This is a genomic window from Nonomuraea sp. NPDC005983 (genome assembly GCF_040614375.1).
Classification (GTDB): domain Bacteria; phylum Actinomycetota; class Actinomycetes; order Streptosporangiales; family Streptosporangiaceae; genus Nonomuraea.
Map to the genome: position 1 here is coordinate 69,706 of NZ_JBEXUP010000002.1, position 26,308 is coordinate 96,013.

At 66.7% G+C, this 26,308-nt stretch carries 30 protein-coding genes and 1 tRNA gene; 17 read left to right on the forward strand and 14 right to left on the reverse strand.

The genetic code is table 11. From position 1 onward, the window contains the following. The first annotated feature begins 389 nt into the window (after positions 1-389). Positions 390-1,229: a GntR family transcriptional regulator gene (locus ABZ297_RS01745; RefSeq protein WP_355337726.1), complete on the forward strand. Its 840-nt coding sequence runs from the start codon at positions 390-392 to the stop codon at positions 1,227-1,229. After that, on the forward strand, positions 1,229-1,918 hold the full coding sequence (locus tag ABZ297_RS01750; RefSeq protein ID WP_355337729.1) for an HAD family hydrolase: 690 nt from the start codon (positions 1,229-1,231) through the stop codon (positions 1,916-1,918). The genes ABZ297_RS01745 and ABZ297_RS01750 overlap by 1 nt, the downstream gene beginning before the upstream one ends. 102 nt (positions 1,919-2,020) lie before the next feature. Here the strand turns inward: ABZ297_RS01750 and ABZ297_RS01755 are convergent, their stop codons facing one another. Then, on the reverse strand, positions 2,021-2,446 hold the full coding sequence (locus ABZ297_RS01755) for a GntR family transcriptional regulator (RefSeq protein WP_355337732.1): 426 nt from the start codon (positions 2,444-2,446) through the stop codon (positions 2,021-2,023). Positions 2,447-2,517: 71 nt separating this feature from the next. On the opposite strand from ABZ297_RS01755, the gene ABZ297_RS01760 reads away from it, so the two are divergent. Next, on the forward strand, positions 2,518-3,195 hold the full coding sequence (locus ABZ297_RS01760) for a hypothetical protein (RefSeq protein ID WP_355337735.1): 678 nt from the start codon (positions 2,518-2,520) through the stop codon (positions 3,193-3,195). A gap of 309 nt (positions 3,196-3,504) precedes the next feature. After that, positions 3,505-4,785: a RelA/SpoT domain-containing protein gene (locus tag ABZ297_RS01765; protein WP_355337738.1), complete on the forward strand. Its 1,281-nt coding sequence runs from the start codon at positions 3,505-3,507 to the stop codon at positions 4,783-4,785. A gap of 1,642 nt (positions 4,786-6,427) precedes the next feature. On the opposite strand, the gene ABZ297_RS01770 is transcribed toward ABZ297_RS01765, so the two are convergent. The 3 genes from ABZ297_RS01770 to ABZ297_RS01780 are packed head-to-tail and all read right to left on the reverse strand — an operon-like array spanning position 6,428 to position 8,776. Then, positions 6,428-7,150, reverse strand: coding sequence for an alpha/beta hydrolase (locus tag ABZ297_RS01770; RefSeq protein WP_355337741.1), 723 nt, complete (start codon positions 7,148-7,150; stop codon positions 6,428-6,430). Next, entirely contained in the window at positions 7,147-7,659 is a 513-nt protein-coding gene (locus ABZ297_RS01775) for a pyridoxamine 5'-phosphate oxidase family protein (RefSeq protein WP_355337744.1), read from the reverse strand. The genes ABZ297_RS01770 and ABZ297_RS01775 overlap by 4 nt, the downstream gene beginning before the upstream one ends. A 49-nt stretch (positions 7,660-7,708) precedes the next feature. After that, positions 7,709-8,776, reverse strand: a complete 1,068-nt coding sequence (locus ABZ297_RS01780; protein ID WP_355337747.1) for an RNA polymerase subunit sigma-70 — start codon at positions 8,774-8,776, stop codon at positions 7,709-7,711. 168 nt (positions 8,777-8,944) lie between these two features. Here ABZ297_RS01780 and ABZ297_RS01785 point away from each other — a divergent pair, with 168 nt between their 5' ends. Next, the gene (locus tag ABZ297_RS01785; protein WP_355337750.1) at positions 8,945-9,097 is read left to right on the forward strand and encodes a hypothetical protein; all 153 of its coding nucleotides are present in this window, start codon (positions 8,945-8,947) and stop codon (positions 9,095-9,097) included. Positions 9,098-9,175: 78 nt separating this feature from the next. Here ABZ297_RS01785 and ABZ297_RS01790 read toward each other — a convergent pair whose 3' ends face one another. Next, entirely contained in the window at positions 9,176-10,078 is a 903-nt protein-coding gene (locus ABZ297_RS01790; RefSeq protein ID WP_355337753.1) for a helix-turn-helix domain-containing protein, read from the reverse strand. A 504-nt stretch (positions 10,079-10,582) separates the two neighbouring features. Between ABZ297_RS01790 and ABZ297_RS01795 the strand changes: the two genes are divergently transcribed. After that, positions 10,583-11,251: a hypothetical protein gene (locus ABZ297_RS01795; RefSeq protein WP_355337756.1), complete on the forward strand. Its 669-nt coding sequence runs from the start codon at positions 10,583-10,585 to the stop codon at positions 11,249-11,251. A gap of 196 nt (positions 11,252-11,447) precedes the next feature. On the opposite strand, the gene ABZ297_RS01800 is transcribed toward ABZ297_RS01795, so the two are convergent. After that, positions 11,448-12,008, reverse strand: coding sequence for a DinB family protein (locus ABZ297_RS01800; protein WP_355337759.1), 561 nt, complete (start codon positions 12,006-12,008; stop codon positions 11,448-11,450). A gap of 184 nt (positions 12,009-12,192) precedes the next feature. Between ABZ297_RS01800 and ABZ297_RS01805 the strand changes: the two genes are divergently transcribed. Together ABZ297_RS01805 and ABZ297_RS01810 are read left to right on the forward strand one after the other, a co-directional pair. Continuing rightward, a complete protein-coding gene (locus ABZ297_RS01805; RefSeq protein WP_355337762.1) occupies positions 12,193-12,846 on the forward strand; it encodes a DUF402 domain-containing protein in 654 nt (217 codons plus the stop codon). Positions 12,847-13,092: 246 nt separating this feature from the next. Continuing rightward, positions 13,093-14,067 carry an exopolyphosphatase gene (locus ABZ297_RS01810; protein WP_355337765.1) on the forward strand — a complete coding sequence of 325 codons (975 nt, stop codon included), beginning with the start codon at positions 13,093-13,095 and terminating at the stop codon, positions 14,065-14,067. A gap of 497 nt (positions 14,068-14,564) precedes the next feature. On the opposite strand, the gene ABZ297_RS01815 is transcribed toward ABZ297_RS01810, so the two are convergent. After that, complete coding sequence (locus ABZ297_RS01815; RefSeq protein WP_355337768.1) at positions 14,565-15,164, reverse strand: LysE family translocator; 600 nt, start codon at positions 15,162-15,164, stop codon at positions 14,565-14,567. A gap of 248 nt (positions 15,165-15,412) precedes the next feature. On the opposite strand from ABZ297_RS01815, the gene ABZ297_RS01820 reads away from it, so the two are divergent. Both ABZ297_RS01820 and ABZ297_RS01825 read left to right on the forward strand, forming a co-directional pair. Next, positions 15,413-16,246 carry a neutral zinc metallopeptidase gene (locus ABZ297_RS01820; RefSeq protein WP_355337771.1) on the forward strand — a complete coding sequence of 278 codons (834 nt, stop codon included), beginning with the start codon at positions 15,413-15,415 and terminating at the stop codon, positions 16,244-16,246. Between the two features lie 48 nt (positions 16,247-16,294). Further along, positions 16,295-16,594 carry a type II toxin-antitoxin system VapB family antitoxin gene (locus ABZ297_RS01825; RefSeq protein ID WP_355337774.1) on the forward strand — a complete coding sequence of 100 codons (300 nt, stop codon included), beginning with the start codon at positions 16,295-16,297 and terminating at the stop codon, positions 16,592-16,594. 173 nt (positions 16,595-16,767) lie between these two features. Here ABZ297_RS01825 and ABZ297_RS01830 read toward each other — a convergent pair whose 3' ends face one another. Next, the gene (locus ABZ297_RS01830; protein WP_355337777.1) at positions 16,768-16,929 is read right to left on the reverse strand and encodes a hypothetical protein; all 162 of its coding nucleotides are present in this window, start codon (positions 16,927-16,929) and stop codon (positions 16,768-16,770) included. An 18-nt stretch (positions 16,930-16,947) separates the two neighbouring features. Between ABZ297_RS01830 and ABZ297_RS01835 the strand changes: the two genes are divergently transcribed. Further along, a complete protein-coding gene (locus ABZ297_RS01835) occupies positions 16,948-17,469 on the forward strand; it encodes a TetR/AcrR family transcriptional regulator (protein ID WP_355337780.1) in 522 nt (173 codons plus the stop codon). A 77-nt stretch (positions 17,470-17,546) separates the two neighbouring features. Here ABZ297_RS01835 and ABZ297_RS01840 read toward each other — a convergent pair. The 4 genes from ABZ297_RS01840 to ABZ297_RS01855 form a co-directional block, all read right to left on the reverse strand. Then, positions 17,547-17,636 (reverse strand) — tRNA-Ser (locus ABZ297_RS01840). 10 nt (positions 17,637-17,646) lie between these two features. Continuing rightward, positions 17,647-18,102: a tRNA adenosine(34) deaminase TadA gene (gene tadA, locus ABZ297_RS01845; RefSeq protein ID WP_355337783.1), complete on the reverse strand. Its 456-nt coding sequence runs from the start codon at positions 18,100-18,102 to the stop codon at positions 17,647-17,649. Beyond that, positions 18,099-18,572 carry a tRNA adenosine deaminase-associated protein gene (locus ABZ297_RS01850; protein WP_355337786.1) on the reverse strand — a complete coding sequence of 158 codons (474 nt, stop codon included), beginning with the start codon at positions 18,570-18,572 and terminating at the stop codon, positions 18,099-18,101. The genes tadA and ABZ297_RS01850 overlap by 4 nt, the downstream gene beginning before the upstream one ends. Before the next feature lie 20 nt (positions 18,573-18,592). Next, positions 18,593-19,102, reverse strand: a complete 510-nt coding sequence (locus ABZ297_RS01855; RefSeq protein WP_355337789.1) for a tRNA adenosine deaminase-associated protein — start codon at positions 19,100-19,102, stop codon at positions 18,593-18,595. A gap of 154 nt (positions 19,103-19,256) precedes the next feature. Here ABZ297_RS01855 and upp point away from each other — a divergent pair, with 154 nt between their 5' ends. The 5 genes from upp (at position 19,257) to ABZ297_RS01880 (ending at position 23,259) form a co-directional block, all read left to right on the forward strand. Further along, entirely contained in the window at positions 19,257-19,895 is a 639-nt protein-coding gene (gene upp, locus ABZ297_RS01860) for a uracil phosphoribosyltransferase (protein ID WP_355337792.1), read from the forward strand. A 138-nt stretch (positions 19,896-20,033) separates the two neighbouring features. Further along, complete coding sequence (locus ABZ297_RS01865; RefSeq protein ID WP_355337795.1) at positions 20,034-20,258, forward strand: hypothetical protein; 225 nt, start codon at positions 20,034-20,036, stop codon at positions 20,256-20,258. A gap of 252 nt (positions 20,259-20,510) precedes the next feature. Beyond that, positions 20,511-21,041, forward strand: a complete 531-nt coding sequence (locus ABZ297_RS01870) for a PH domain-containing protein (RefSeq protein WP_355337798.1) — start codon at positions 20,511-20,513, stop codon at positions 21,039-21,041. A gap of 96 nt (positions 21,042-21,137) precedes the next feature. Further along, entirely contained in the window at positions 21,138-22,481 is a 1,344-nt protein-coding gene (locus ABZ297_RS01875; protein ID WP_355337801.1) for a helix-turn-helix transcriptional regulator, read from the forward strand. A gap of 100 nt (positions 22,482-22,581) precedes the next feature. After that, entirely contained in the window at positions 22,582-23,259 is a 678-nt protein-coding gene (locus ABZ297_RS01880) for a FadR/GntR family transcriptional regulator (RefSeq protein ID WP_355337804.1), read from the forward strand. Positions 23,260-23,512: 253 nt separating this feature from the next. Here ABZ297_RS01880 and ABZ297_RS01885 read toward each other — a convergent pair whose 3' ends face one another. Beyond that, entirely contained in the window at positions 23,513-24,358 is an 846-nt protein-coding gene (locus ABZ297_RS01885) for an SDR family oxidoreductase (RefSeq protein WP_355337807.1), read from the reverse strand. A 180-nt stretch (positions 24,359-24,538) separates the two neighbouring features. Between ABZ297_RS01885 and ABZ297_RS01890 the strand changes: the two genes are divergently transcribed. Further along, entirely contained in the window at positions 24,539-24,997 is a 459-nt protein-coding gene (locus tag ABZ297_RS01890) for a MarR family winged helix-turn-helix transcriptional regulator (protein ID WP_355337810.1), read from the forward strand. Between the two features lie 135 nt (positions 24,998-25,132). On the opposite strand, the gene dnaN is transcribed toward ABZ297_RS01890, so the two are convergent. Continuing rightward, complete coding sequence (gene dnaN / locus ABZ297_RS01895) at positions 25,133-26,230, reverse strand: DNA polymerase III subunit beta (protein WP_355337813.1); 1,098 nt, start codon at positions 26,228-26,230, stop codon at positions 25,133-25,135. Positions 26,231-26,308: the final 78 nt, after the last annotated feature.

Sequence of the window (26,308 nt, forward strand, 5' to 3'; positions counted from 1 at the left end):
GCCGCTCCGGTGCCGAATGTGATCGACAGCGAACGATGGACTTGCTCAGGCCCCATGACGGGAAGACCTGAGAGCCGTTCGAACAGGGGCGGGTTTCCCTGCTCAGGCCGCCTTTTCAGTGGGAGGCGGTAACCCGGATTCAGTTCTCAACTGCGGCGATTGCTCCAGCCCGTCGGCGTGCGCCGATGTCGGCGCCTTCCCAGGTCTTCCGGCTGTGCAGTTCGGGCCGCTTGGCCAGCTAGGCCGCCAAGCAGTCCGGCGCACTCCCCACCTGACCAGGTTGGCTAGGCATGTTGTACAAGCATCATGCTGGTTGGCCTGGCTAGTCATGTCAAGAGGCATGACCAACTTGGTTAGTAATGTTGTTCAGGTGACGCTACGATCGGGGCATGAGACTCGATCCGGACGACCCTCGTCCGCCCTTCCAGCAGGTCGCTACGCAGCTCAGAGCGGCCATCCTCACCAGGAAGTTCGCGCCCGGGGAAAAGCTCCCCTCAGGGCCGGAACTCGCCAAGGCCTTCGGCGTGGCGCGCCAGACGATCCAGCAAGCCATCCGCCTGCTCAGGGAAGAGGGGCTGATCGTTTCCCGGCAGGGAAGTGGCGTGTTCGTCCGGGAGAAGACCGCGCGCCCTGTCGGCCTGCGTCCTCACATCGAGGAAGCGTTCAAGCGGCCCGAGGTGTCCATCGACTTTGCCGGGTTCTCCGGCGAGACGTTGCACGGCGCGGTTCAGGAAGCGCTCGACAACATCCGGGCGGGTCGCCTGACTCCCGAGCGCATCTCCATCCGGCTCCTGCTGCCTGACACCAGCCGCCCTTGGTCCCTCCCCTGCCGAGTGGACAACGGGCAGGATGAGCCGCTGTTCAGGCAGCGGGCAGAAAAGATCATCTCCCGGCACGCTCAGGCCATCGTGGACTCGGTCCACGAGCTGAGAGATCTCGGCCTGGTGGCGCACGCGTCCGCCGAGGTCCGGATCAGCGGAGAGCCACCCCGGTCCAAGATGTACGTGATCAATGGGGAAGAGGCGTTCTTCGGCTACTACGCCGTGGCAGAGCACACCGTGGCGTTGGGCGGCGGCCCTGTCGAGATGTTCGACCTGATGGGGAAGGACACCGAGCTCTTCCACTTCGCGCTGAGCGACGGTCCCGATTCGACGTCGGCTCAGTTCGTCCAGCAGTCGTCCGCATGGTTCGACGCCGTGTGGAACAGCGTCGCCCACGAGGTGCCGTGATGGCGCTCTCGGGATCGGCGGCCGTCCGGGCGGTCATGGGCGAGACTCGGTGCCTCATGCTCGACTTCGACGGGCCGGTCTGCGACATCTTCGCCGGATTGCCGGCGCCTACTGTGGCGGATGCTCTCCGCGCCACGCTGGAAGCAGCTGGCGCACAGCTACCACTGAAAGTGTGTGCCACCGATGACCCGCTGGAGGTGTTCCGGCACAGCGCATGCCTTGGCGACGAACTCAACGAGCTCGCCATGAGGAGACTCACCGAGCTGGAAGTGAAGGCGGCCGGAATGGCACGGCCGACGCCGGGAGCGTCGGAACTCATGGAACGGGCACGCGACAAGGCCCTGCCCGTGGCCATCGTCAGCAACAACTCTGTGGCCGCGGTGACGACCTTCTTGGACCGGGATGGACTCGTCGACCTGGTGGGATACGTCTCAGCGCGAGCAACTGCGGACCCGTCGCTCATGAAGCCGAACCCCCACCTGCTCAATCAAGCGCTGGTCCATCTCGGCGTGGAGCCGTCCTCTGCTCTGCTGGTCGGCGACTCCACGACTGATGTCGAGGCGTCCAAGCACGCCGGGGTGGTTGCCGTCGGCTACGCCAATCGGCCAGGGAAGGTCGAGCGGCTTGGTGGCGCAGGAGCGGATCTCATCGTCACAGATATCAAGGAGCTGGCAACAGCGCTCACATGAGCTTCCGCGCCCCGAGTCCCCTTCCCGCAAGGACTGGGGCCTTCGGGCACTGAGGGTTCAGGGCAAGGCTCTTCTCGCTTCTCAGGGGCTCTCAGAGGCTCCCTACGCTTCCTGATCCCCCGACGCGGGACCAGCGTCGATCGCTGATCGCGCCAGGACTTCAGCTCGACCATCGGCATAGGTGACGACCAACACGGGTTCGCCCTCCGGCAGGTTCAAGGTCATGCGCTCCTTGGCCATCGGCATCCGGGCGGTGATCCTTGCCGACTTCTCCAGGCTCACCACGGTCAACTCCGGTGGCTGCCGGACGGTGCTCCCCCGCCGGTTCTCCGTGTCGATGAGCCCTTCGGTACGCAGGAGCCGGAGCGCCTGGCGAACGGTCGCCTTGCCCGTGCCGAACTCCTCCGCCAGGGCGTCTTCGTTCTTGAGCTTGTCTCCTGGCCGCAGTGTGCCCTCTTCGATCTGGGCGCGCAGCAGGTCAGCCACCTGCCGATAGAGCGGCGTGAACGAGTTCGGGTCAACCTGCACCGTCCCATGATTCTGGTGCAATAGCGCTTCTGCACCTTTACGCTATTGCGCTATAGAGCAACCTTAAGCGCATGGTGACCGACTCCACACAGGGAAGTGCAACCATGACCGGGTACACGACCGTCCCGTACACGATCGCGTTCGCCAACGAACTGGTGACGGATCCCATCGCCTTCGAACCCTTTGCCGGACAGCTACGCCTGGCCTACCAGCCATCCCAGCCCGGGGATTGGATCGCCCCGCCCAGAGCGGAACCATGGCGGCCGGGGGTCCTCCGGGCAAGGACCCGCGACTTGCGCGACAAGCCTGAGCTGCGGGGACCTGAGCGCATGAGAAAGCTCAACACGCGCCGGCAGTGGCGCTGCATGGACAAGCTGCTATGCCAGGTGTGCGGCGCTCCGGCGATGGACTCTGGATCGCACCTGATCCCGTGGCCTCTGACCAAGACCGTGTTCGAGCGCACCGGCTTGAACAGTGGCCGCACCAACGCCCCACCGACGTGTTGGAGTTGCATCCCCAAGGCTCTGGAGGAATGCCCCATGCTGCGGGCGGACTTCGCCTTGTACACCGTGCGGGCGGTCGAGAGCGTGGGTGTACTGGCCGACCTCTACCGGCCAGGGATCTTCCGCGAGCCCATCCTCACCTCACACAACGTCTTCATCTCCTGGGACGCCCCTCGATACCACCCCCGCGCCCTGGCCGTCGCCAAGGTGTTGGAGCTGCATGGCATGAAGCATGTAGGCCCATAGGCAGACAGTCCGTATCGCTGCCGCTCCACAGATCCCCATTGACCATGACCAGTGCAAACCCACGCTTCCTTCTGAGACGCGCCCTCGAAACCTCACCACAGCGAAGATTGTGCCGGAATGAGCGATAACAACCCCCGACGGCTATCTCGCTGCATCTGAGCGGCGGGAAGAGGAAGCCATGACGCGCGGAGGCGCCCCTTCCTGGGGCGCTACAGGGCCATCTTCATCGGACTGCGATTGCCGCTAGAGACGGGCTATCCTGTGGCGAACGTCAATGCGCAAGCTGCTTTAGCGGGTGGGTCAACAGTTATGGAATTCATCGATAAGTTCATAAATAGATACACCAAAGAATATGATTACTACGAACAAGTAGGACGCATCGCAGCCCAAGAGCTCGAGACAACACTACAAGCGGCAGGCATTCGATCAATCGTCACCCACAGGGCTAAATCAGTCTCACGCCTCCGAGCTAAATGCATTCAACGACACTCGATCGATAGTAGATACAACTCGATAGAAGATATCTATGATGACATCGTGGATCTGTCAGGCGTGCGCGTTGCGCTTTATTTTCCTGCGGAGCGGACTCAAGTTGATGGAGTAATTCACAGACTATTTAATGTACAAGAGAAGAAGATCTTCCCGCCGGTAGATGCCAGCACTAAGGGTAAGCGATTCACCGGCTACTCGGCTCTCCACTATAGGGTGCAGCTCCAAGAACACCGTCTAAGCGAGCCAGACAAGCGGTACGCGAGAGCCAGGATCGAGATACAGGTAGCATCGATCCTGATGCACGCCTGGTCGGAAGTAGAGCACGATCTAGCATATAAACCGCTAGCAGGAGACCTTTCCGACACCGAGCAGGCCATCCTAGACCAACTCAATGGTCTGGTGATCAGTGGTGAGATCGCTCTAGAGATGCTGCAGAAGGCGGGGGAAGCCAGAGTCACGGTAGATGGCCAACCGTTCGCGAACCACTACGAGCTGGCGGCTCATCTAATACGCCTCGCGGCAGACAAGACGGAAGCTCCGATCAGCGAGTCCGGCCTAGGGCGCGTTGACCTTCTCTTCGAATTCACGGCCCATTTGGGCCTTAACACCTCCCAGCACCTTGCTCGATATATAGAAGCCCTGCACGGGAACCTTGAAGTACGACCACTTGCAGAGCAGATCAGCGATGCCCTTCTAACTGAAGATCCCACGCGCTACGAATTGTATAGAGCACTGCAGGGCAAATACGGATCAACCGCCCGGGAAGACGCCTCCGACCGTCGGGATTTTCGTCACCAGTTGGGCGTTTTTCTGGATCACTGGAACGACCTTGAACGCCTGGCACGGGAACTCGCTGTTCTACTCGAGGTTCGCCAGCCAGCCATGCCAACCTCTGCATTGTTCAGGCGCGCGAAAGTCCTTCACCCCCGCCTGGAGCCTGAGTTTGAACGGTTGCGGCACCTAAGAAACCATGTAGTTCATGGAGGAGACCCGATGGATGCAGCCGCTCTGGCTGAGGCATCACAACGTCTAGAGGCGATAAAAGAAGAGATACAAGAGCGAGCCGCCAAGGTCCTTAGTGAGGGTCGCCTTTTGTAGCGGATGCACTGGAGCTACCTCTTAGGTACAGGCCCGAGGCATCGGCGAGACGGCCAGCCTAACGGAGACGAAAATAATCACAGGGTCGAGACAGCCCTCAGGGAAAGAATAGGCAGTGTCCCTGCTGTCCCTGCTGTCCCTGAACATGCTTTGCGCAGCACATACGCAGACAACAAGAAGGGACACGGCCCTGAGTGAGCTGTCCCTGCTGTCCCTAAAGCGAGGGGAACGCGGGGAAGAGCGAGCGGTGCTTCGCTCGCTCCTCCAGGGCGCTAGACGCCAAACCTGCTATAACACCCCTGGCAGGTGTTACAGCAGGCTGATTGCTTCTAGGACACGAACCAGGCCCTGTACTTCCGATGAGCGGCCTGCGCACTCACCCCGAGAGCTTGGCCAATCTCTTCCCACGTGGGGTTCAGCTTCGGATCACCCAGTCCTGCCCGGGTTGCCCGATGCGACTGGCTGAGAAGATGCTGGATATGCCGCTCGGTTGCCTGACGCAGAACAGCCGTGGCACGGAGCTCAGCCAACAGTCCCCATACGCCGACTGATCGAGTTAGCTCTCGCGCCGAACCATCGATGGTCAACCGTGCCTTTTGGTACATCGGATCTTGCTCTAAGGCAGCCATCAACACATGTTGATGTATGTGATCTAGGAAGTCCAGCACCACGAAGATCATCCGGTGTTTGCGCAGGTAGAGACACATGTCGGAGCAAGGGCTTTTTGTCGGTGGACACCGGGACCCTTAACTCAGACGGCATTCGTTCGCGAAAGCGAACGGCCTCCCGTTGGCGCGGGAGGCCGTCTACCTTCCGGATGGGCATCTCGAGAGGCGTTACCGATAATGGCATGCTCTACAGATCCAGGGTCGAGCGCACCAACGACGCGCGGTGGCAGAACCTGGTGACAGCACCAAACCTTGAGCCGACATCTCCTAGAGGCTCTACATGGAGAGCAGTAGGGCGATGGGCAGGCGCAGCGTCATTGACGGGTGTAGGGGTCGGGGGAGTCTGGGCCTACCCTGTCTTGGGCTATGTGCTGGCCGGAGGTGCTGCGCTGGCCATACTCGCCCTTGTGATCGTTGCGGCGGTTACCATCCTGAGCTCCAAAGAGGAGGACCCCCGCTTCGAGCGATTGATGCGCCTCTCCTGTCTCTTGCTAGGACGAAGCGAACCTGGGCGGAGAAGGCGCCGCACTTCTCCGTGAGCTGCGATTCAGCAGGATTCTCAGTCTCATTCGCAGTCTCAGTTCACCGTCGTTCGTGGAAGTTCACCAGGGCCCGGTCCAAGGACTACAGCCCAGCTAGAAACTCCTGTGACCAGCGGCGAACATAGATCTACAGACTTGGAAAGCGTGTATAGGGCAACCTATCAGGGGTTCAAATCCCCTATCCTCCGCGCCTGGTTGAGGCAGTAAACGCGAAGGGGCCGACCCCATCCAAGTCGGCCCCTTCGCTATGTCCGGTCTCAGTTGGCTTCTTCGGGGGGCTCGTCTTCCTCCTCGCCCACCTCCCGAAGCAGGCCGGTCAACCTGCTTGGCCACCGGTTCCGGATGACATCGGTCACGGCCGCTCCCACGCCGCGCGATCTTCCGGAGCCTCCAGCACTGATGCCGCCGGCAGCCCTCTCTTGGCCTTGCTCGCTACGTCGAGGGGCGTTGCGGTCGATTCGGCGGTATCACACACTCAATGTTCTCAAGCCGGTCGGCCAGTTCTCCGGGACGGCTGAGGGGGACGATGTGGCCTCCGTCGATCTCGTCGGGGATCACTCCCAGACGCTCCCGAACCAGTCGGCGCATGAGACCTGCTGGAAGGAAGCGGTCGTCGCGGCAGAGCAGGAACGCAGTCGGCACGGCTGGCCAGGCCTTGAGCGGCCACGGGGCGGCGAAGGGGGTGGCCGACTGGGCGCGAGCCCGCTTCTGAGCCTCCGCCGCGAGTTCAGGCGGCACGTCGTGGAAGAACAGGGCGAGGTCGTCGTCAGGCGGCCTGCCGTCGCGCTCGTCCTGATCCCGCCGTGCCTGTTCCCAGCCGGTGTTGGCCCACCATTCGCCGGGCGGCTCGCCAGGTGCGGGGATCATCGCCGTCAGCAGCACCAGTCGGTCGACCGGCACTCGCTCGCAGACCAGTGGTGCGGTGAACCCTCCGAAGGAGTGAGCCACCACCACGAGTCCGGTACGGTCGCCGACGGCGTCGGCCACCACGTCGGCGTACTCCACGAGACCAGCTGAGTCGTCGTCACAGGGCAGCTCTGGGGCGATCACCTCATGGCCGCGCGCACGCAGGTGGGCGGCCAGGGGGCGCCAGTACCACGTATCGGTCCCGGCGCCGGAGATCAGCACGAAGGTCGCAGGGTGCGGCCCGCTCACGACCGGCCTCGGCGTTCGAAGTCCGCCATGTTGACGCCGCCCGGCAGGCGGGTCTGGAAGTCGAGGACGCCGACCCAGGCCGGGCGGACTGCGATGCGGGCCATCCTGGTGCCGGGGTGGTCCACGGCCGCCACGTTGGCCGCGCCTTGGTCCGGCCCGCCGTACCGGTACTGGGCCAGCGCATACTCCGGCACGACTCCCTCGACGTCGGTGACCACCGCTCGGCCGCGGATGAGCAGGACCTCAGGTGGTGTCGAAGCGGCGTCGATGGTGATGGCGACATCAGGCCGGGCCCGCAGAGCGGCGATCTTCCGCGCGCCCGCGAACGTGGACATGACGACCTCGTCACCCGTCCAGTGGAACAACATCGGGAATACTCGCGGCGTGCCGTCCGCCGCCACGTACGCCAGCCGTGCCAACTCCTTCGAGACGAGCAGGCGCCGGGCCACTGCGGTGTCCAGCAAACGGACATCGCCCTGTGGCAGGCTCGCGACAGTGTCAGGGGTCATCGGGAACGCTCCTTCTCGTTCCGGCTACGCTCATCGTGGCCGGTCGAGGTTAAGACTGCGGACGCCCCGAAAAGGGGGCGCCGCCCGGGGCCAACACGGGCGGCAGCCCGAACGAGGGCAGGAGGCGTGCCTCGAAGACGGTGATTTCGACGATCTTCCCGTCCTCGATCACGAGCACGTTCAGCACCTGCGCCCGGTACTCGGACTCCCTCGGAAGGCGAATGTATCCCGCCACCGCCGGCTGCCGGTTGGCCTGGGTGGGGACGCTCCGCCACCGCCCCCGATGAAGCGGCGAGCCTGGTCCAAAGGCCTGCGCAGCGAAGCCTAGGACCGCGTCGACACCGCAGAACCAGAACGGCAGCGGAGGCATCGTCATCCGGACGTCCTCGCTCAGCAACGTCGCCAGGGCGGCCAGATCGGCCCGGTCATGGGCGTCCATGAACCGTCGCAGCAGTTCCCTCTCCCGCGCGCTCGCAGCCGTCGACGACGCCCATCGGATTCGCCGTTCTGGCAGGTGTGATCGCAGGGTGGAGCGGGCCCGCTTCAGAGCGCTCTTGACAGAGTCGACACTGGTGTCGAGTTGCGCGGCGGTCTCACTCGCGGACCAGCCGACCACGTCGCGCAGGATCAGGACGGCCCGCTGCCTGGGCGGCAGGTGCTGGATGGCGGCGAGGAAGGCCAGCTCTATGGTCTCCTTGCTGACGATGGCCGCGTCCGGCTCGGCGTCATCGGGAGCGACCGGCTCCAGCAACCGGTCCGGGTACGGCTGAAGCCACCGGATCTCGGCCGGTGGCGGACCCAGGCCCGTCCCTTGGCCCTCCTCACGCACTCGCGGTTGGCGAGGGTGCCGGGCGAGAAAATCAAGGCAGGCGTTCGTCGCAATCCGGTACAGCCATGCACGGAAGGTGGCCCGGCCCTGGAAGGTTGCGCGTCCGCGCCACGCCCGTAGAAACGTCTCCTGCACCAGGTCTTCCGACTCTTCGAACGAACCGAGCATGCGGTAGCAGTGCACCTGCAGTTCCCGCCGGTGGCGCTCGAAGAGCTCGCCGAAGGCACGCTCGTCACCCACGAGGACGGCGGCGGCTTGCACTTTCTCATCGTCTTCTGCCGCGTCCACGATCAGCTCCTCGGTACCTTCGCCGCATGCTCGTTCTACTGAGACGGACGAACAGCCCAAAAGGTGTCAGTCCGTCCAGTATGTCGATGGTGCCGGGTCAGGTCGCCCTCGCCCCGGAGGCCATGGGGCAGCGGGCGGGGCGATGTTGGCGGTGGCGGACGACGGGAGATGCTCCATCTGCTCTTCGGCTACGAGGAGGGGCCGCCGGTTTGGGTGCGGATCATTCCCCATTGCCGGCCCTCGGTGAACAACGGGGTGCTCGTGGGGGATCTGGATGATGCGCTTCTTGATCGGGTAGGCCTGCTGGCACCGCCTGCCTGAGGCCTGCCTGCCCTGGCCAGGGCCTACCCGACTTGGGCTGCCCGGCGGTGCCCCCTTCTTGTGCAAGAGGAGTGCCCGTCAGCCCGCTGTGGTGTCTGCGGTCACCTTCTTCTGCTCGCCCGAGGGCAGCTTGATGAAAGCGTGGGCGGTAACGGGGCTGTTCATGCCGAAGACCATGTTGGTGTACAGGGGCGGCACGGTGGTGTTGTAGGTGGTGCAGTCGGCAGGATGGCAGAGCCTGGCCTCCCTGGAGACGATCTCGAGCCGAGCCGACCAGGAGTCGGGCATCTTCAGCCTGGCCCAGTTCGTGCCGCACGCCTTCGAGTACCAGTTCTCCAGGTAGGCCGTACCGTATTTGGTGTTGATCTCCTTGATGCTGCCGATGACGGCGTTGGCGGGGTCCCAGCAACCCCACATGCGCGGCGATTTGCCCTGGCAGTCGTAGCCCAAGGTGGTGCCGCCGCAGGCCTGCGTCGGCATTGGGTCCCTGCCCACGGGGTAAGTCGTGGCGGGGGTGGCCTGAGCGGTGGGGATGGCCCTGGGATGGGGCTGCAGCACCGCCAGCGCCACCGCCCACGTCAGGGCCGACGACACAACCGCCACGATCACCGGTACGCCCCAGGCCCGCACCCACCTCCGCCCTGACGCCTCCTGCCGGGGAGCAGCGCTCCCGGAAGGATCGCCCGCCAGTTCCTGCGCGGTGGTCTCCTCCTGGGCGGTGTCTCGCTGCTGGGTAGCGTGCCAGGCCTCGCGCCACTCGGTGAGGTCGGCGACGCCGCAGGCCTTGACAATGGTCTGCACGACCTCCCACGACGGAACTTTCTTGCCGCCCTCCGCCATGGAGATCGTGCTGGGCGCGTAGTGGCATTTGGCGGCCAGCGTGCGCTGGGTCAGCCCCGCCTCTCCGCGTAATCGGCGCAGCCGGTCGGCGAACTCGACGACGGGGCCCTCTCCCTCCAATGGATTCGGGTTGCGCCCCATCGGTACTCCTTCGCTCATCGGTGCTCGCCATTGTTCGGCAACATCGATGAACATCGGGATGAGCTGAGATAACGAACTTCGATCTTCACGATGCCCGCCGAACATGGACACGGCTCACGCCCGCTGCACAGACTCGAGTCATCGCAGCACACCTTCACCAGGAGCACGCCGACAGCTGCTTGGCAGACGACAGCGGATACCTGCAATTCCGCGTCGCAGTCATCGAGGACGGGCGGCACTCCGATGGAGACAACGGTGACGCCACGGCCGTGTCCACGCCATGACCTGGCCTTTCCTGCTGACATCGGAATGGGACGCCACCTGCCGTCGCGTCACGATCAGTCGTCCTGAACCCCGCCCAAGAGCACACCTCCACCACCGACCCTCGGGAGTCACGTGATGACCCAGCAGCAGTACGGACCACCGCCCCAGCCGCACCCGCCGGCGCCACCACCGCGCCCCAGACGGGTCGGCGGACTCGCCGTAGCGATCAACATCGCCCTCGTGGCCGGGATCCTGCTGGATATCACGAACATCACGCAGTGGCAGGCCCTGCACGCCGACGTACCGGACCTCACCATCAGCGAGGCAACCGACCGACTAGCACAGCTCAGCGCGCTGGGATGGGCAGGCACCCTACTCGTCTGGGGCACCACCGTCATCTGGATCGTCATGCTGCTGCGGATGCGCGGCAACATCGAGCTGCGCACGCCCGGCAGGGTCCAGTGGAAGAAAGAGACGCTGGTCGCGTTGTTCGTCGTGCCCGTCGTGCTCGGACTCGTCAGTACCGTGCTACCGATCCTGTTCCTGCCGGCCACGCTGGTCAGCTTGGCGACACACATCCCGCTGATCATCATGGTCAACGAGATCTGGCGACTCGGCCATCCACGGCGTCCCGGGCCCACCTCCGTGCTCGTGATCGTGTGGGGAGTCGTCGGCTTCCTTGTCGAACTGTTCTTCGTGATGGCTTCGCGGTGGTTGGCCTGGGAGATGCTCGACCTGTCCTTCGACACCGGGGCCAGCGAGGATCACGCGATGGTCAGTACGGACATGATCCCGGTATCCAATGCCATGTCCGTCGCATACATCCTGGACGCATGCTTCAGCGTGGTGGCGATCCTGATGGTCTGGCGCCTCGCTGTGAAGCACCACGAGGGCCTGCGCACCCCGTAACACCACACGAGTTCGTCGGCAGCACAGGGCGCCGGGCTGGGTCTACCTGCGCAGGGCGGGGGCGGTGTGCTGCTCGTCGCGGCGCCAGGCAAAGGTCCTGACGGGGTGGTAGGCGTACGCGGAGATGAGAGACCGCCATGACCGGTGGTGAACGAAGGTCAGCCAGACTTGGAAAGCGTGTACAGGGTCGCGTGCGCTATTGCCCTACCCGGCCGTCGATGCATTCGCGCAGCAGATCGGCGTGCCCGCAGTGGCGGGCGTACTCCTCGACCCGGTGAACCCACAACTCCCGGACAGCCATGCCGTCCTGACCCACCCGCGCGCCCAGATCCGGATACTCGGCCAGCACTGCATCGGTTGCCGTCTGTTCACGAGCAAGATCGGCGAATGCGCCCTCGACCAGCGCCTGCTCCGCAACGGCTCCCTCGAAGTCGGCATCACGCGCTCCGTACAGCTTCGGTGCTGGGTCCGCTGGCAGAATCCAGTTGCGCCAGTCCCGCTCCACCTCGGCAAGATGGCGGACCAGACCCAGCAAGGACATGGTCGACGGCGGCACCGACCGGCGCGCCAGCTTCTCCGGATCCAACCCCTCGCACTTCATCTGTAGGGTCAGTCGATAGTCCCTCAGGAAGTTCTGCAACGTCGCCAACTCACCGTCGGGGCTGACTCCGTCTTTGTTGCGGGGATCCTCGTCGGGGTCCGCCCACATGTCGGGGTAGACACTCGCCTGGGTCCATCGCTCGGGCACGTCGCTCATCGTGTTCACGATGGTGAGCAGCGGCCCGACATGCAAGCGATTATTCAGGCGGGCCCGCCGACGCCAGCTGAGCGGCCTGCTTCCCAAAGATCGACCCACCCGAGCCCGGCCTTTCGAATCTTGATTGCTAAGCGGCCACGCCGGCTCGCTCCTGTTTCCGAACCGGCAGTGCAGGATCGAGTGCATGACGATCAAGTCCGAACGTTTCGAGCCGGGTGCGACCGTGGTCCGTCGCCACGTGTGGAACGGCAAGCTGTGGTCGGCGATGCCGTATCGGGTGCTCCAGGACAGCGATGAGTACCTCGTGGTGGCGAACTGGCCAGGTCTGCGCAGCTTGGTATCGACCACATGGATTGCTTCGTTCCTGAACGGTGGGCTCCACCGGGAGCGGACGATCCATGAGCTGGCATCGGGTACCTGGGAGCTCGGGTCTTGGGCGTGGCGCGATACCACGGTGCGCAGTTGGTACTGCCTCGACGCCCATTTCACCGTGCGGCAGTACTTCGACGCGGATCAGCGGCCGCTCGCCTGGTACGTGGACTTCGACCTGCCGAAACAGCGCACCCGCATGGGCATCGACACCTTCGATCTCCTGCTGGACCTGATCGTCGACCCGGACTGCTCACGTTTCCGGTGGAAGGACGAGGACGAGTATCACCATGGCCGGCGGCTCGGGTTGGTCGACGATCAGGTGCATCGGCGGGTCACTGCAGCTCGCGAGGAAGTCATCGGGCTGATTGAGTCACGGCAGGGGCCGTTCTCGCACGGCTGGTCACCACCGCTGCACCAGACGTGGCAGGTGCCGGTACTGCCTGATGACGTTCGGCATGTGCCCTGACGTCGTCCGCCCGGATCGACCTGATGAGGAGCTTGCCTGTCTGAGCGCGGCTCGACCGCTGAGGGACGATCCGCCTGCTTCGACGGACGCCCCGTGGTTCCTTGAAGGGGCCCATGCACAATGTGGGTTTCGTCTCCTTGCTGAGAACCGCTGGCGCTCTCCAGTGATCGCAGGGAAGGTGAATCTGCCCCCCAGGTACCGAGAAGCCACTGGGGGCCTTCCCCGAAGATGAGGAGGTGGTGCCCGATGCGTAAGGCAGGGGTGCTGGATGTGGGGTGCCACAGTGCCCTGCTCACGGTGGTGCGAGGGCGGCAACGGCGCGCTGACGGGGCACTGCAGACGCTGTTATCCCGCAAGGTACGCCTTCGCCTGCATCAGATGCTCACGCCCGACGGACGCCTGCGCGAGCGTGGGGTCCGCAGCGTGCAGCAGGCGGTGGCGCAGGCACTGGGCGAGGACTCAGATCAGGGGCCGCAGGTGTTCGCGTTCGCCACCTCCGTCATCCGCGACGCTCCCAACCGCGACGAGGTCATCGCCCGGGTCGCACGGACGACCGGCACCCGGCTGCGGGTGCTGCCAGGCCAGGAGGAAGCGCGACTGAGTTACGTGGCCGCTCGCCAGTGGGCGGGCAGCACGTCCGAACCGCTGCTGGTCCTGGACATCGGCGGCGGCACCGTGGAGATCGCCGCCGGCACCGGCGTCCAGCCGGAGGTCGTCCATTCACTGCCGCTGGGGGCCAGGACGGTCACACGCCGGTGGCTGCCCGGAGGCGTCATCTCGTCCAAGAGGCACCTGAAAGAGCTCAGGCAGCATCTGCGCCAGGCGCTCAGCGAGCTGCCCCGCCTGCCGACCGCCCCAGCGGGCGGCCGCGTGCTGGCCTGCTCCAAGGCTTTCGCCCAGCTCGCCGGGCTCGTCGCCGCGTACGGCAAGCCGTCCGGCCGGCCCCCGCACAGCGGCCAGGACCTGACCCTGCCCCAGCTACGGGCGTCGATCGCCCTGCTGGCCGAGACCGGCACCTCCCGCCGCGGTGAGCTGCCCGGCATCAGCCGCCACCGAGCCGAGCAGTCGCTTGCCGGCGCGCTGGTGGCCGAGGCCATCATGGACGCCTGCCAGGCCGCCCGCGTGGAGATCTGCCCCTGGTCCACCCGCGAAGGGCTGCTGCTGGAACGCCTGGGCATCACCCCCAGCGCCGAGCGCAGTTCCCTGTCACCTGGTCGATGACCGGCGGGGTCGCCTGCTGCCACGTGACCGTGGTGTCAATGGGCCCTCGCCGCAGCCCTGCCGCGGCGAGGAGCCGGCGCCGTTTTGAGCGCCTACTCCCACTTCTGGCCGTCGAGACGCACGTTGCCGGCGCGGAGCGGCGCTGGCGCCTTCCCGGCCACGGACGCTAGTGCCCCCGGCCCGACGGCCGCGGAGCCGTACCTCTGTCGCCATGACCGTTGCCACCGAGGTCGAGCACGATCGTGGGCGGCGAGCTCCTCCGCGAGGGCCAGGCCGATGCCACGATCGCCACGGTCAGAGATAGCGCGAAAGCGGCGAGCATAGCGAGAACGAGCCGCATGGTAGAGCGCGTGCGGTGCATGGGGCGCCCCCTCCCCATCGGGTCCGGCCACCCGAGTCGATCGACGGCGACCGCTCTGACTGTCGACGTCCATCGTGGCCAGCCCCACGCCACCGGTCCGCGACGCGGACGTGACGCGCGCGCAACCCCAGGGGCGCTACGCCGTCACCAGGGCCTTGGTGCGGTCCGTGGCCAGGTGGATGGCGATGCCGGCGAGCACCGTCCCCATGAAGTAGCGCTGCACGCGCAGCCACAGCGGGCGGCGGGCCAGGAAGGCCGCCAGGGTTCCCGCCGTCACCGCGATCAGGCCGTTGACCAGGGTGCCGATCGCGATCTGAACCGAACCGAGCGCCAGACTCTGCAGCAGGACGTGGCCCATCGCGGGGTCGATGAACTGCGGCAGCAGCGAGAGGTACAGGATCGCGATCTTGGGGTTGAGCAGGCAGGTGAGCAGGCCCATGGCGAACAGCTTGCGGGGCGGTTCGACCGGCAGGTCGCGCGGTTCGAAGGCGGACGTGCCACCCGGCTTGACCGCGTTCCAGGCCAGCCAGAGCAGGTAGCCGGCGCCCGCGAGCTTGAGCGCGGTGTACGCCACGGGGACGTACGCGAAGATCGCGGTGAGGCCGAGGCAGGTGGCGGTCAGGTAGATGGTGAAGCCCAGCGCCACGCCGGTGAGCGAGATCAGGCCGGCCCGGCGGCCCTGGGTGATCGACCGGGAGACGAGGTAGATCATGTTCGGCCCCGGGGTGAGGACCATACCGAGGGATACCAGCGCGATTCCAAGCAAGCCGCCCGTCATACGGGCAGATTAGCTGAGCCGCCCGAAATGCCCCGCTCGCCCCCCATGTCCGGCCACCCGCGCGGAAGGTGTCCCTCACCAACCGGCGCCGCCTGCACGGACCCTGGCGCGCCGGGTGCGATGATCCGTTCCGCCGTCCGCGGTGGCGTCCGGGCGTCCCTTTCGGGAAGCTGTCTTCGGGCAGCCTCCGAGAAGGGACGTCATCGATGGACTTCAGGGACGACGCCGACCTCGACTCCTCACAGGTCGAGGACGCCGGCGGTGGGGGCGGTGGCGGCGGGTTCCCGGGCGGCATGGTCATCGGCGGCGGCGGCATCGTCACACTGATCGCGCTCGTCGTGGTGTTCGTGCTCAACAACATCGGCGACGGCGGCGACCGGCCGACCCAGCGCCGGCCCCCGTCGAACCTCGCCCAGGAGTGCCGGACGGGCAAGGACGCCGACCAGTCGGAGAAGTGCCGGGTCGTCGGCGTGGTGAACAGTGTCCAGGGCTACTGGAGGACGCAGATCTCCGGCTACCGCCAGGCCAAGACCATCCTGTACTCGGGCAGCCTGCGCACCGCGTGCGGGGCGGCCAGCTCAGCGGTCGGCCCGTTCTACTGCCCCGGCGACCAGCGCGTCTACCTGGACCTGAGCTTCTTCGACCAGCTGCACAGCCGGTTCGGCGCCAAGGGCGGCCCGTTCGCGCAGGCGTACGTGATCGCCCACGAGTACGGCCACCACGCGCAACACCTGCTCGGCCGGCTCGGCTCGTCGGGCAGCTCCGTGCCGACCGAGTTGCAGGCCGACTGCTACGCGGGCGTGTGGGCCAAGAACGCCGTCGACACCGGCTTCTACGAAAAGCCGTTCACGAGCACCGACATCGCCGAGGCACTCGACGCCGCGGCGGCGGTGGGCGACGACCGGATCCAGAGCAGAACCCGCGGCCGGGTGGATCCGGAATCGTTCACGCACGGCAGTTCCAAACAACGCGTCAACGCTTTCCAGCAGGGCTACAAGTCCGGCAAACCCGCCGATTGCGACCAGTCGGAGCTGCGGTGATGCCATCAGGCAGCGCGAGGAAACGAATTCTCTCCTAAAATCAATGGGGTGATCTTCAAGCTTGTCGGCGACGGACGCCCTTATCCCGACCACGGTCTGACCCACAGAGAGTGGGCGCAGATCCCTCCGCGGCAGGTCCGGCTCGACTCGTTGATCACCACGAAGGCCATGCTGGACCTGCACTCGCTCCTAGCCGCCGATTCCACGTTCTACGGTGACCTCTTCCCGCACGTGGTGCTGTGGCAGGGCGAGCTCTATCTGGAAGACGGCCTGCACCGGGCGCTGCGCGCGGCCCTGCACCAGAGGTCGATCCTGCACGCCAGGGTCCTGGAGCTGCCGAGCGAATGATCCAGGAACATCCGGAAAGGGGCTCCGAGCTTGGCTCGGAGCCCCTTTCCGTTGAAGGCGGCGGAACGCGAACCGGTCCGCCCGCCTATGTGCACCCAGCAGCCGGTAGAGGCGCACCTCGCCAGAAATCCAGCCTTACGGACTGAGTTCCCTGGAATGGGGACAGATGATCTTTATCTGCAGGCTACGGATTCGAGTTGCCGGTAGCCGTGGGTGCCGTCGTTGAGGCGGGTACCCGTGTGGTCGCCGTGTGCGGCGACGATCGTCACGCAGAGGTTCTTGCCGTAGCCCTTCACCGGACCCGCGTAGTACTTGAAGCGCCCCGTGTCTACCACGCGTTCGGCTCGCTGCCGGTGCTACTCGGCCGGCTGTGGCTGAGGGCGGCGGGAGATTTCCTGGATCTGCAGGTCGAGCTCGTCGACGCGGCGCAAAGGGGCGGCCACGAGGCGGCCGAGGCCGCAGTCGAGGCCGTGGTGGCGGCGGCGAGCGCGCCCGCGGTGTTCGCCGACAGGCGGCCCGCGGCCGCGCGGATGCTCGTGGCGGTACGCCGCGACCAGCTGCTCGGCCCCAAGGTGCCAGAGGAACTGGCCGAGGCGATCTTCGCCCTGGACAAGCGGCTGGTGGCGCTGCTGACCCGCCTGGCGCGGGCGCTGTGGGGCCGGGCCGACGGGGTCAGCGTCGAGGTGATCACGCTGTGCGTCGTCGACCTGCCGACGGCTGTGTTCCGCCGGGCGTTGGCCGCGCCGTCCGCAGACGGCCGGCCCGTCATCGGAGCCGACAGCCGAGAACGTCTGGCGGCCGCGGTCCGCGCGGTCCTCGCCCTCCCGCCGCCACCCCCGAGGGGCGGGCGGCCCGTCCGTTCCGACAAGGATTGACCACACCCGCAGAGACGACCCGCCGCAGGCAAGCAAAAGGGCCTCTGACCCGCAGTTGCAGGTCAGAGGCCCTTGAGTGGCGGTGGTGGTGGGATTTGAACCCACGGATGAGTTGCCCCATCACACGCTTTCGAGGCGTGCGCCCTCGGCCACTAGGCGACACCACCGCCGACGAGCTTACCGGATCCGCCGAGTAGCGAAGAACTCCTTTAGGACGGCGGAGCACTCCTCGGCCAACACGCCCATGACGACCTCGGGCCGGTGGTTGAGCCTGCGGTCCCTGACGACGTCCCAGAGGGAGCCGACCGCACCGCCCTTCTCGTCGACCGCGCCGTAGACGACGCGCTCGACCCTCGACAGCACGGCCGCGCCCGCGCACATCGTGCACGGCTCCAGCGTGACCACCAGCGTGCAGCCGGTCAGCCGCCACTGGCCCGTCGCCTGCGCGGCCTTCCTGAGTGCGAGGATCTCGGCGTGCGCCGTGGGGTCCGCGCCGGCCTCCCTGTCGTTGCCGGCCGCCGCGAGCACCTCGCCGAGCGGGCCGAGCACCACCGCTCCGACGGGCACCTCGCCCCGCCTGCCGGCCTCGGCGGCCTCCGCCAGGGCCAGGCGCATCGCGTCCTGGATGTTCACCTCAACCGGTCGAGCTCGTCGGCGAACGCCAGCCGCTCGGCGATCACCGAGAGGATGTCGGCCGGGAGCACCCCTTCCTCCATGCTCAGCTCCAGCAGCTCCTCAGGGCTCACGCCCAGGTCGCTCAGCAGCTCGAAGTCACCGGCCGGGCGCACGCCGAGGTTGTTGCCGTCCTTGTCGGTGGACACTCCGGCGAACTCGGCGAACAGCCCGCCGAGGCTGTCGGACAGGATCGCGTGGGCGTCGGAGAGGAACACTCTCGGCTCCTCCTCTCCCAGGTAGCGGACGATGGCGAACCACTCGTCCTCCACCTCGACGCAGAGCAGCGCCAGCTCGTCACCTGACAGGCTGAGCGCGTCGGACACGGCGTCGCCGAGGTCGTCGACGATCTCGGCGTCCCTGAGATCCACCTCGGCGCCGCTCCAGCCGGTTGAGGTCTTGACGAAGGCCGCAGAGAAGGTGTTCGCCATGTCCGCGCTCCTGAAGAGGGTCAGCCGAAGACCGATTCGATGGCACGCTCGAACGGCTCCGAGAAGCCGAGCCGGGCGGCGATGCTGGACAGCACGTCCTCGGGGAGCAGGTCGATGTCGCCGGACAGGATGCCCAGCTCCATCTCGTCCAGCCCGAGGTCAGCGAAGATCGACAGATCTCCCGCGGGCAGCACGGTGTCCTCGTCCAGGAGGATCTCGTCGAGCTCCTCCTCGTCGGGAACCGGCACGTCCAGGTACTCGAGCACCTGCCGCGCGAGCGGGAAGTCCCAGGACGCGGTTATGTCGGAGAGGAAGACGTCCACCCGATCGCCGAGAACACGCAGCGCCACGAAGAACTCATCCCCAACGGCGACCAGGCCAATCGTGGGGCTCTCGCTGGGCTGCTGGCGCAGAGCGTGGATCAGCCCGTGCAGGTCGGAGGTGAGCGTCGCGGGAAGCAGCTCGGCGTCCCAGCGTCCGTCTTCGCGATAGACCACGATGGCGAAGTCGAGCGCGTCTTCGTCCGTCATCGCCATTCCCACCCGACCTCTGAGAGCCATAGCGCCTCTACGGCCTCCAATCGTTCCAGACCCGACCGCCTGTCGTGTGCCGCTCCGACCAAATTGTGATCAAAACCAACGCGCGACGTGCCGTTACGTTCCACACAAGATACCGTTGTCCCTTATGGAAACCCTCGTCGTCGACCATCCGCTCGTGGCGCACAAGCTCACCACGCTGCGCGATGTCCGCACCGACTCGCCCACCTTCCGCAGACTCGCGGACGAGTTGGTGACGCTGCTGGCGTACGAGGCAACCAGAGACGTCCGCGTCTCGGACGTGACCGTGGAGACCCCGGTCGCGCAGGCCCACGGGGTCCGGCTGGCCAAGCCGTACCCGCTGGTGGTGCCGATCCTGCGGGCGGGGCTCGGCATGCTCGACGGCTTGACGAGGCTGCTGCCGACGGCCGAGGTCGGCTTCCTCGGCATGATCCGCAACGAGTCGACGCTGCAGGCCGAGACGTACGCGACCCGGCTCCCCGACGACCTGTCGGGCCGCCAGTGCTACGTGGTCGACCCGATGCTGGCCACGGGCGGCACGCTCGCCGCCGCCGTGCAGTTCCTCTTCGACCGCGGCGCCGTGGACGTCACCGCGATCTGCCTGCTCGCCGCGCCCGAGGGGCTGGCGTACATGGACAAGGTGTTCGCGAACTCCGGCAAGCCGATCCGGCTCGTCACCGCCGCCCTGGATGACCGGCTCAACGAGAGCGGCTACATCGTGCCCGGCCTGGGCGACGCCGGCGACCGGCTGTACGGCGTCGTCTGAAGAAAGTCCCTTTCCGTCACTCAGAGTCGTCTCTTCGTTACATACTGTGGTTGTGTGGGTATGTAAAGAGAGGAAGGCAACTTCCGCATGGGCGCGAGGGGGCACGATGCGCGATTTTCCGGCTACCGAGGTGTTCTCGTGAACGAGCGCACCGAGGCGGAACCGAGTCCGTACGTGGACGTGGAGTTGGCGCTGCGCGACGAGTTCGCGGGCATCCACTCCCCGGCCACCGTAACGCGCTGCGTGGAGGCAGCGCACTACGGCGCGCTGGAGGTCACGGGCTATGCCCATCCCAGCCTTGTCGAACGGATCGCCCGCAAGCACCTTCACGTTCTGGCGCTCGTGGCAAGCGAGCGTGGGTAACCAAGATCAAAAATGACCCGTCAAGTTACCTTTACCCCGGCTGCGGGGTGGGTAATGTATAGGGCGGGCGTAGTAGGTAAGTGGTACGGAGGCGACAGTGCAGGTCAAAAAGGTCCTCACATGGGGTGGTCTCGCTTTTGTGGCGTACTACCTGTTCGCACGACCAGCTGACGCCGCAGACGCGGTCAGAGGGGCGTTCGACACAATGTTCAACGCGGCAGACTCGCTGGCTCAATTCGTGAACAACCTCGCATGAGACTTGTGACCCACGGGGACTCTGCTCCGTCGTCGGTCAACCGTTACCTACTCCCCCACGAACAACAGGTCATCATGGTGCGGCGCCACCCGGCCGTGCTGCTCCGTCCGGTCGCCGAAGTCTTCGGCGGCCTGATCATCGCTGGACTGCTCAGCAAGTTCTTCGGTGACAAGGGCGGCGGCACGGCCCTGGTCGTCGTCTGGTGGCTCTGGCTACTCCTACTGATCCGTTTCGTATGGAAAGTCGCGGAGTGGTCAGTCGATTACTTTGTGGTGACTTCGAAGCGCATGTTGTTGACTACCGGTCTGATCACGCGCAAGGTCGCGATGATGCCACTGGGCAAGGTCACCGACATGAGCTTCCAGCGTTCTCTGCTTGGGCGCATGCTCGGCTACGGAGAGTTCATCCTCGAGTCGGCCGGTCAAGATCAGGCACTGTCGAACGTGGACTACATCCCCTATCCCGAGACCTTGTATCTGGAGGTCTGCCAGATGCTATTCCCGGGCAAGGACGACGGAGACGATTAATCTCCCTGTAGGGATTTCTTCAGGCGGGGATACCCGATTCGGCTACTTCATGCAATCATTGCGTGTTGTTGACCCTTCCCCGCCTTGAGAGATGAGATGCCGAGTCAGGGAACCATCGGTGACCGCGTCCGCGGACTGCGGTTGAACAGGCGGATGTCCCAGGCCCAACTGGCCGGGCCCGACCTGTCGGACAGTTATGTCTCACTCATCGAGTCGGGTAAGCGCACACCGACTCCGGTTGTCGCCCGCCTTCTGGCCGAGCGGCTGGGATGCACCACCGAGTTCCTCCTGCACGGGATCGAACCTCGGCAGCGCATCGACACCGAGCTCGGCCTGCGGCACGCCGAGCTCGAGCTCCAGCACGGCGATCCCGCCGTCGCCGCCGACCGCTTCACGGAGATCGTGAAGGCGGCCGACGAGGAGAACGCCATGCTGACCGCGCACGCCCGCTTCGGCAGGGCTCGCGCGCTGGAGGCCCAGGGCCGTCTCGGCCAGGCCGTCGAGGCGTTCGAGCGGCTGCGCAGGGAGGCCGCGGCGCATCCGGAACGGCTGGCCGACCTGCCGCTCACCGTCGCGCTGAGCCGCTGCTACCTGCGCGCGGGCGACCGCCTGCGGGCCCGCGACCTCGCGGCCCACGCGCTGGACAACGCCGAGCGCCTGCAGATCACGCAGGGCGAGATCGCCATCGACCTGGCCGCCGCGCTGGTCGAGGCCCGCGGCGAGCACGACGGCCACTCCACCGAGCTCCAGTACGTGGAAAAGGTGCTCGCGACGAGCGGGGTGCCACACGTTATGGACCGTTCCGGAGAGATCCACACGCTGTGGCAGGCGAGCGTCGCCGCGGCCGCGGGCGACGACTCCGCGCTGGCCGTGCGGCTCGCCGACGACGCCATCATGGCCGGACGCCACGACAGGCTCGCGCTCCAGCTCGCCCGCACCGCGATGCACTGGGCCAGGCTCGACAGCGCGCCGATCGCCGAGGCGGAGCGCCTGGCCGAGGCGGCCACCCGCGCGTTCGCCGCGTCCGGCGACAACGCCCGCGAGCACGGCCAGAGCCTGATCACCCACTCCAGGGTGCGGCTGCGCGCCAACGACCCGGCGCGGGCCGGCGAGCTGGCCGCGTCGGCGCTCGCGCTGGTCGACGACGCTGCCGGCACGCAGGCGGCCGAGGCCCGGCTGCTGCTGGGCACGGTCGCGCTCGATCTCGGCGGCGACGCGTCCGCGCACCTGCGTGCCGCGCACGAGCTGCTCAGCGCGCTGAACCGGCCGGTGTTCGGCTCCGACAGGCAGGCCGCGCGCTGCTGGCGCGAGCTGGGCGACCTGTACGGCAGGGCCGGAGACCGGGTTCAGCAGACCGCCGCGTATCGTAAGGCTCTTGAGGCCGCTGGGGTCCGATCCGCGATGGCGGGGGTGACAGTCGACGCGAGCATTTCTCGCTGAACTCTCCGGGGGCTCCAGATTTGTGTTTCGGAGTCTGGAATAATTAGGGTCTACCAGTCATTGACTCATAGGATGATTGGTTTCCCGGAGGAGGCGGACTGTGAGTCTGCGTACGGCTCAGCGGGCTTCGCTCGTCGACCAGGTGATCGATCAGCTCAAGGAGCAGATCACCTCAGGGTCGTGGCAGATGAACGGGAAGATCCCGACCGAAACCGTGCTGGCCGAGCAGCTCGGGGTCGGGCGCAACACCGTCCGTGAGGCCGTGCGTGCGCTGACGCACGCCGGGTTGCTCGAGTGCCGCCAGGGCGACGGCACGTACGTGCGCGCCACCAGCGAGCTGTCGGGGGCCATGCTCAGGCGTCTGCGTCAGGCCGAGCAGCTGGAAATCCTCGAGGTGCGGCGAGCGCTCGAGGTCGAGGCCGCTCGTCTGGCCGCCACCCGCCGCAACGACGAGGACATCCTGCGCATCGAGGCCGCGCTGGCCGAGCGCGACCGGGCCTGGGAGCTCGACGACCCCGACCTCTTCGTCGAGGCCGACCTGGCCTTCCACATGGCGGTTGCGCACGCCACGCACAACCTCGTGCTCATCGACCTCTACGAGGACTTCTCCGCGGCGCTGCGCGCCAGTATCACGGCCGCGGGCACCTCGCTGAACAAGAGCTACATCCCGCACGACGCGATCGCCCGTGCCATCGCCGCCGGCGACGCCACCGCGGCGGAGCGTGCGGGGCACGCGTGCATGGAGCACATCCTCATCGCGCTCACCGACGCCTCCTGATCGAACCGACACCGCACCCTCATCGCGGCTCACCCATACCACTTAAGCGAGCCCGGCCCACGATCCCGCGGGCTGCGCCAAGCCGCCCGTCGCGCCGAGCCGACCTGTTCCTCGGGCCGTGCCCACCAGCCCGCCATCCGGCTGCGCCAAGCCACCCAGCCGCGCCGAGCCGCACGTTGGGGCGAGCCGACCCGTACCTCTGCATAGGACGTGTCCGAACCCGCCCCCCTGGGTGTCCATGGTCTCGCCGATCTCAGTTGCCGGTGGGGCGGAGCTGAGCTGCGTGGTCCTTCGGGAACTCCTTGAAGGAGCGTGCGTCGTGGCCTGTCACCTGGGCGAAGTCGCCGGTCGTGAAGTCGCCCCAGCCGCCCGAGTAGGCGATGCCGTACTCGACGTTGACCGCCGCGTTCCACTCAGGCAGGCCCGCCGCCAGCATCGCCTGGTAGGCGTCCTGCGGGGTGACGGGCTGGTACGCGATCGGCTCGCCGTAGACGTCCGACGCCTCCGCCGCCGCTTCCCGCAGCGAGATGCTGGCCGGGCCGGACAGGGTGTAGATCTTGCCCTTGTGCGGCGCCGGGTCGGTGAGGACGCCGGCGGCGAACTCGCCGATGTCCCTGACGTCGATCAGGCCCATCTTGCCGTCGCCCGTCGATCCGTACAGTGTGGTGCCGGTCACCGAGCCGAAGAGGTTCTGCATGAAGAAGGCGGGGCGGATGATCGTCCAGTCGAGGCCCGAGGCCTGGAGTTCGGCGTCGGAGAGGGCGTGCAGGCGTCCGTTGCGGGTGGGGGCGTCGTGGGACGCACCGATGGCCGACATACGGACGACGTGCCGGACCCCCGCTTTCCTGGCCGCCCAGACGGCGTTCATGCTGGCGTGCGGCGCCTGCGGGCCCATCGCGGTGAGCAGCCAGAGGGTGTCGACGCCCGCGAACGCCTGGCCGAGTGTCGCGGGATCGTCCAGGTCGCCCACCGACACCTCGTATCCGGTCGGCGCCTTGGCCCGGTCTCGGACCAGGAGCCGGACGTCGGCCGTGCTGGGCAGCGACTGGAGGACCGCGCTGGAGACGGTGCCGGTCGCGCCGGTGATCAGGATGGTCATGGTCAGTGCCCACTCTCGGTCGCGGCGCCCTCTTCCGTGGGCACCCGTTGGTCGATCAGCTCGTAGCGGGCCAAGGGCGGTCGGCGCCCTCGGCCGGGGCGAGTTCCACTGCCGTGGTCGCAGTACGACGATATAGTAAGAATTAGTGACAGTCAAAGATAGTGACTAAATGGAGGCGTGATGGTGCGCAGGAGCGAGCGCAAGCGGGAGGACCCGGACCTCGGCATCCTGGCCAGCCGGACACTGTTCAGCCTGCAGCGGGAGCTGTTCGGCGCCGTCGGGGAGCAGGGGCACCCCGAGCTGCGGCCCCGGCACGGCGCCGTGCTCGCCTACCTCGACGAGGAGGGCAGCAGGGCCACCGACCTGGCCGCCCAGTCGGGGCAGCACAAACAGGTCATCGGAACCCTGGTGGACGAGTTGGTGGCCCTGGGGTACGTGGAGCGCCGGCCCGACCCGGCCGACCGCCGGGCCAAGCTGATCGTGCCCACCAAGAAAGGGCTCGACGAGATGGCCAAGTCGGACGCCGCCATGGCCGCCATCGAGCGCGCCCACGCCCAGGCCGTGGGCGAAGCCGACTACGCGGCCTTCAAACGGGTGTTCCGCCTGATCGCGGAGCGCCAGTCAGCCGGGACGCCGTGACCTCCCGGCCCCCGACAGGACGGCGGCGCCCCTCAGACCGGGCGGTGACACCCGCCGGTCGCTCCAGACAGTGAGACGGCCGTACGGGCCGGCCGAAGGCGCGCGGTCAGCCCTGGGGTGAGACCGGCCGTTCGGTCAGCCCTGGCGGAGTGACATCACCAGGTAGCGGAAGGCTGGCTGGCCGTCGCCGGGCACATCCTGGATCAGGGCGGGGCGGCTCGGCGACTCCAGGTTGATGCGCGCCAGCTCGCTCTCGATGCCCGTCAGCCCGTCGAGCAGGAACTGCGACTGGAACGCGATCTGGATGTCGTCGCCCCGCAGCTCGCACTCGACGACCTCGCTGCCGCGGCCGATGTCGCCACCGCCGGCCTGGATGCGCACCTGCCCCTGGGTGAACGACAGCCGGATGGCGGTGTTGCGCTCGGCCACCAGCGCCACCCGCTTGATCGCGTCGACGAACGGCGCGACCCGCACGTCGGCCCTGATCGACCAGTCGGAGCTCAGGCGGGTGCGGTAGTCGATGAACTGCTCGTCGAGCAGCCGCACGGTGGTGCTGCGGCCGACGCTCTCGAACCCGGCCACGCCGTCGCCCATCGCGACCGACACCTCACCGCCGCGCAGCGACTTGGCCACCTCGACCAGCACCCGGGCGGGCACCATGGCGGAGACCGCGACGCCCGGCCCGGCGGGACGCCAGGTGAACTCGCGGGCGGCGATGCGGTAGCGGTCGGTGGCGGCCATCGTGACGGACTCGCCGTCGACGTCGACCCTGACGCCGGTGAGCATGGGCAGCGTGTCGTCGCGGCTGGACGCGGGCGCCACCTGGCTGACCGCGGACGCGAAGACACCGCCGCCGACCGCGCCGATGGCCGGCGGCATCGTGGGCAGGGTCGGGAAGTCTTCGACCGGCATCGTGATCAGCCCGAACTCGGCGCTGCCGCAGGTGAGCACGGCCTCGGGGCCCTCGGTGACGATCTCGACGTCTTCGGCCGGCAGGCTCCGGCTGATCTCGGCCAGCAGGCGGCCGGGGATCAGCACCCTGCCCTCCTCCGCCACGTCGGCCTCGACCGTGGCCCGTGCGGAGACGTCGTAGTCGAACGCGGACAGGCTCAGCCCGTCGCCCGCTTCCAGCAGCAGCCCGGAGAGCACGGGTACCACGGGCCGGCTGGGGAGGACCCTGGCGGCCCAAGCCACCGCGTCTGCCAGAACATCGCGGTTAACCCGGATTTTCACCTGATTGACCCTTTCCACTCGCCTGCCTCTTCATGAAAATAGCCGGTCCCACCGACAAGAAGGTGCGGGTGCCGACAC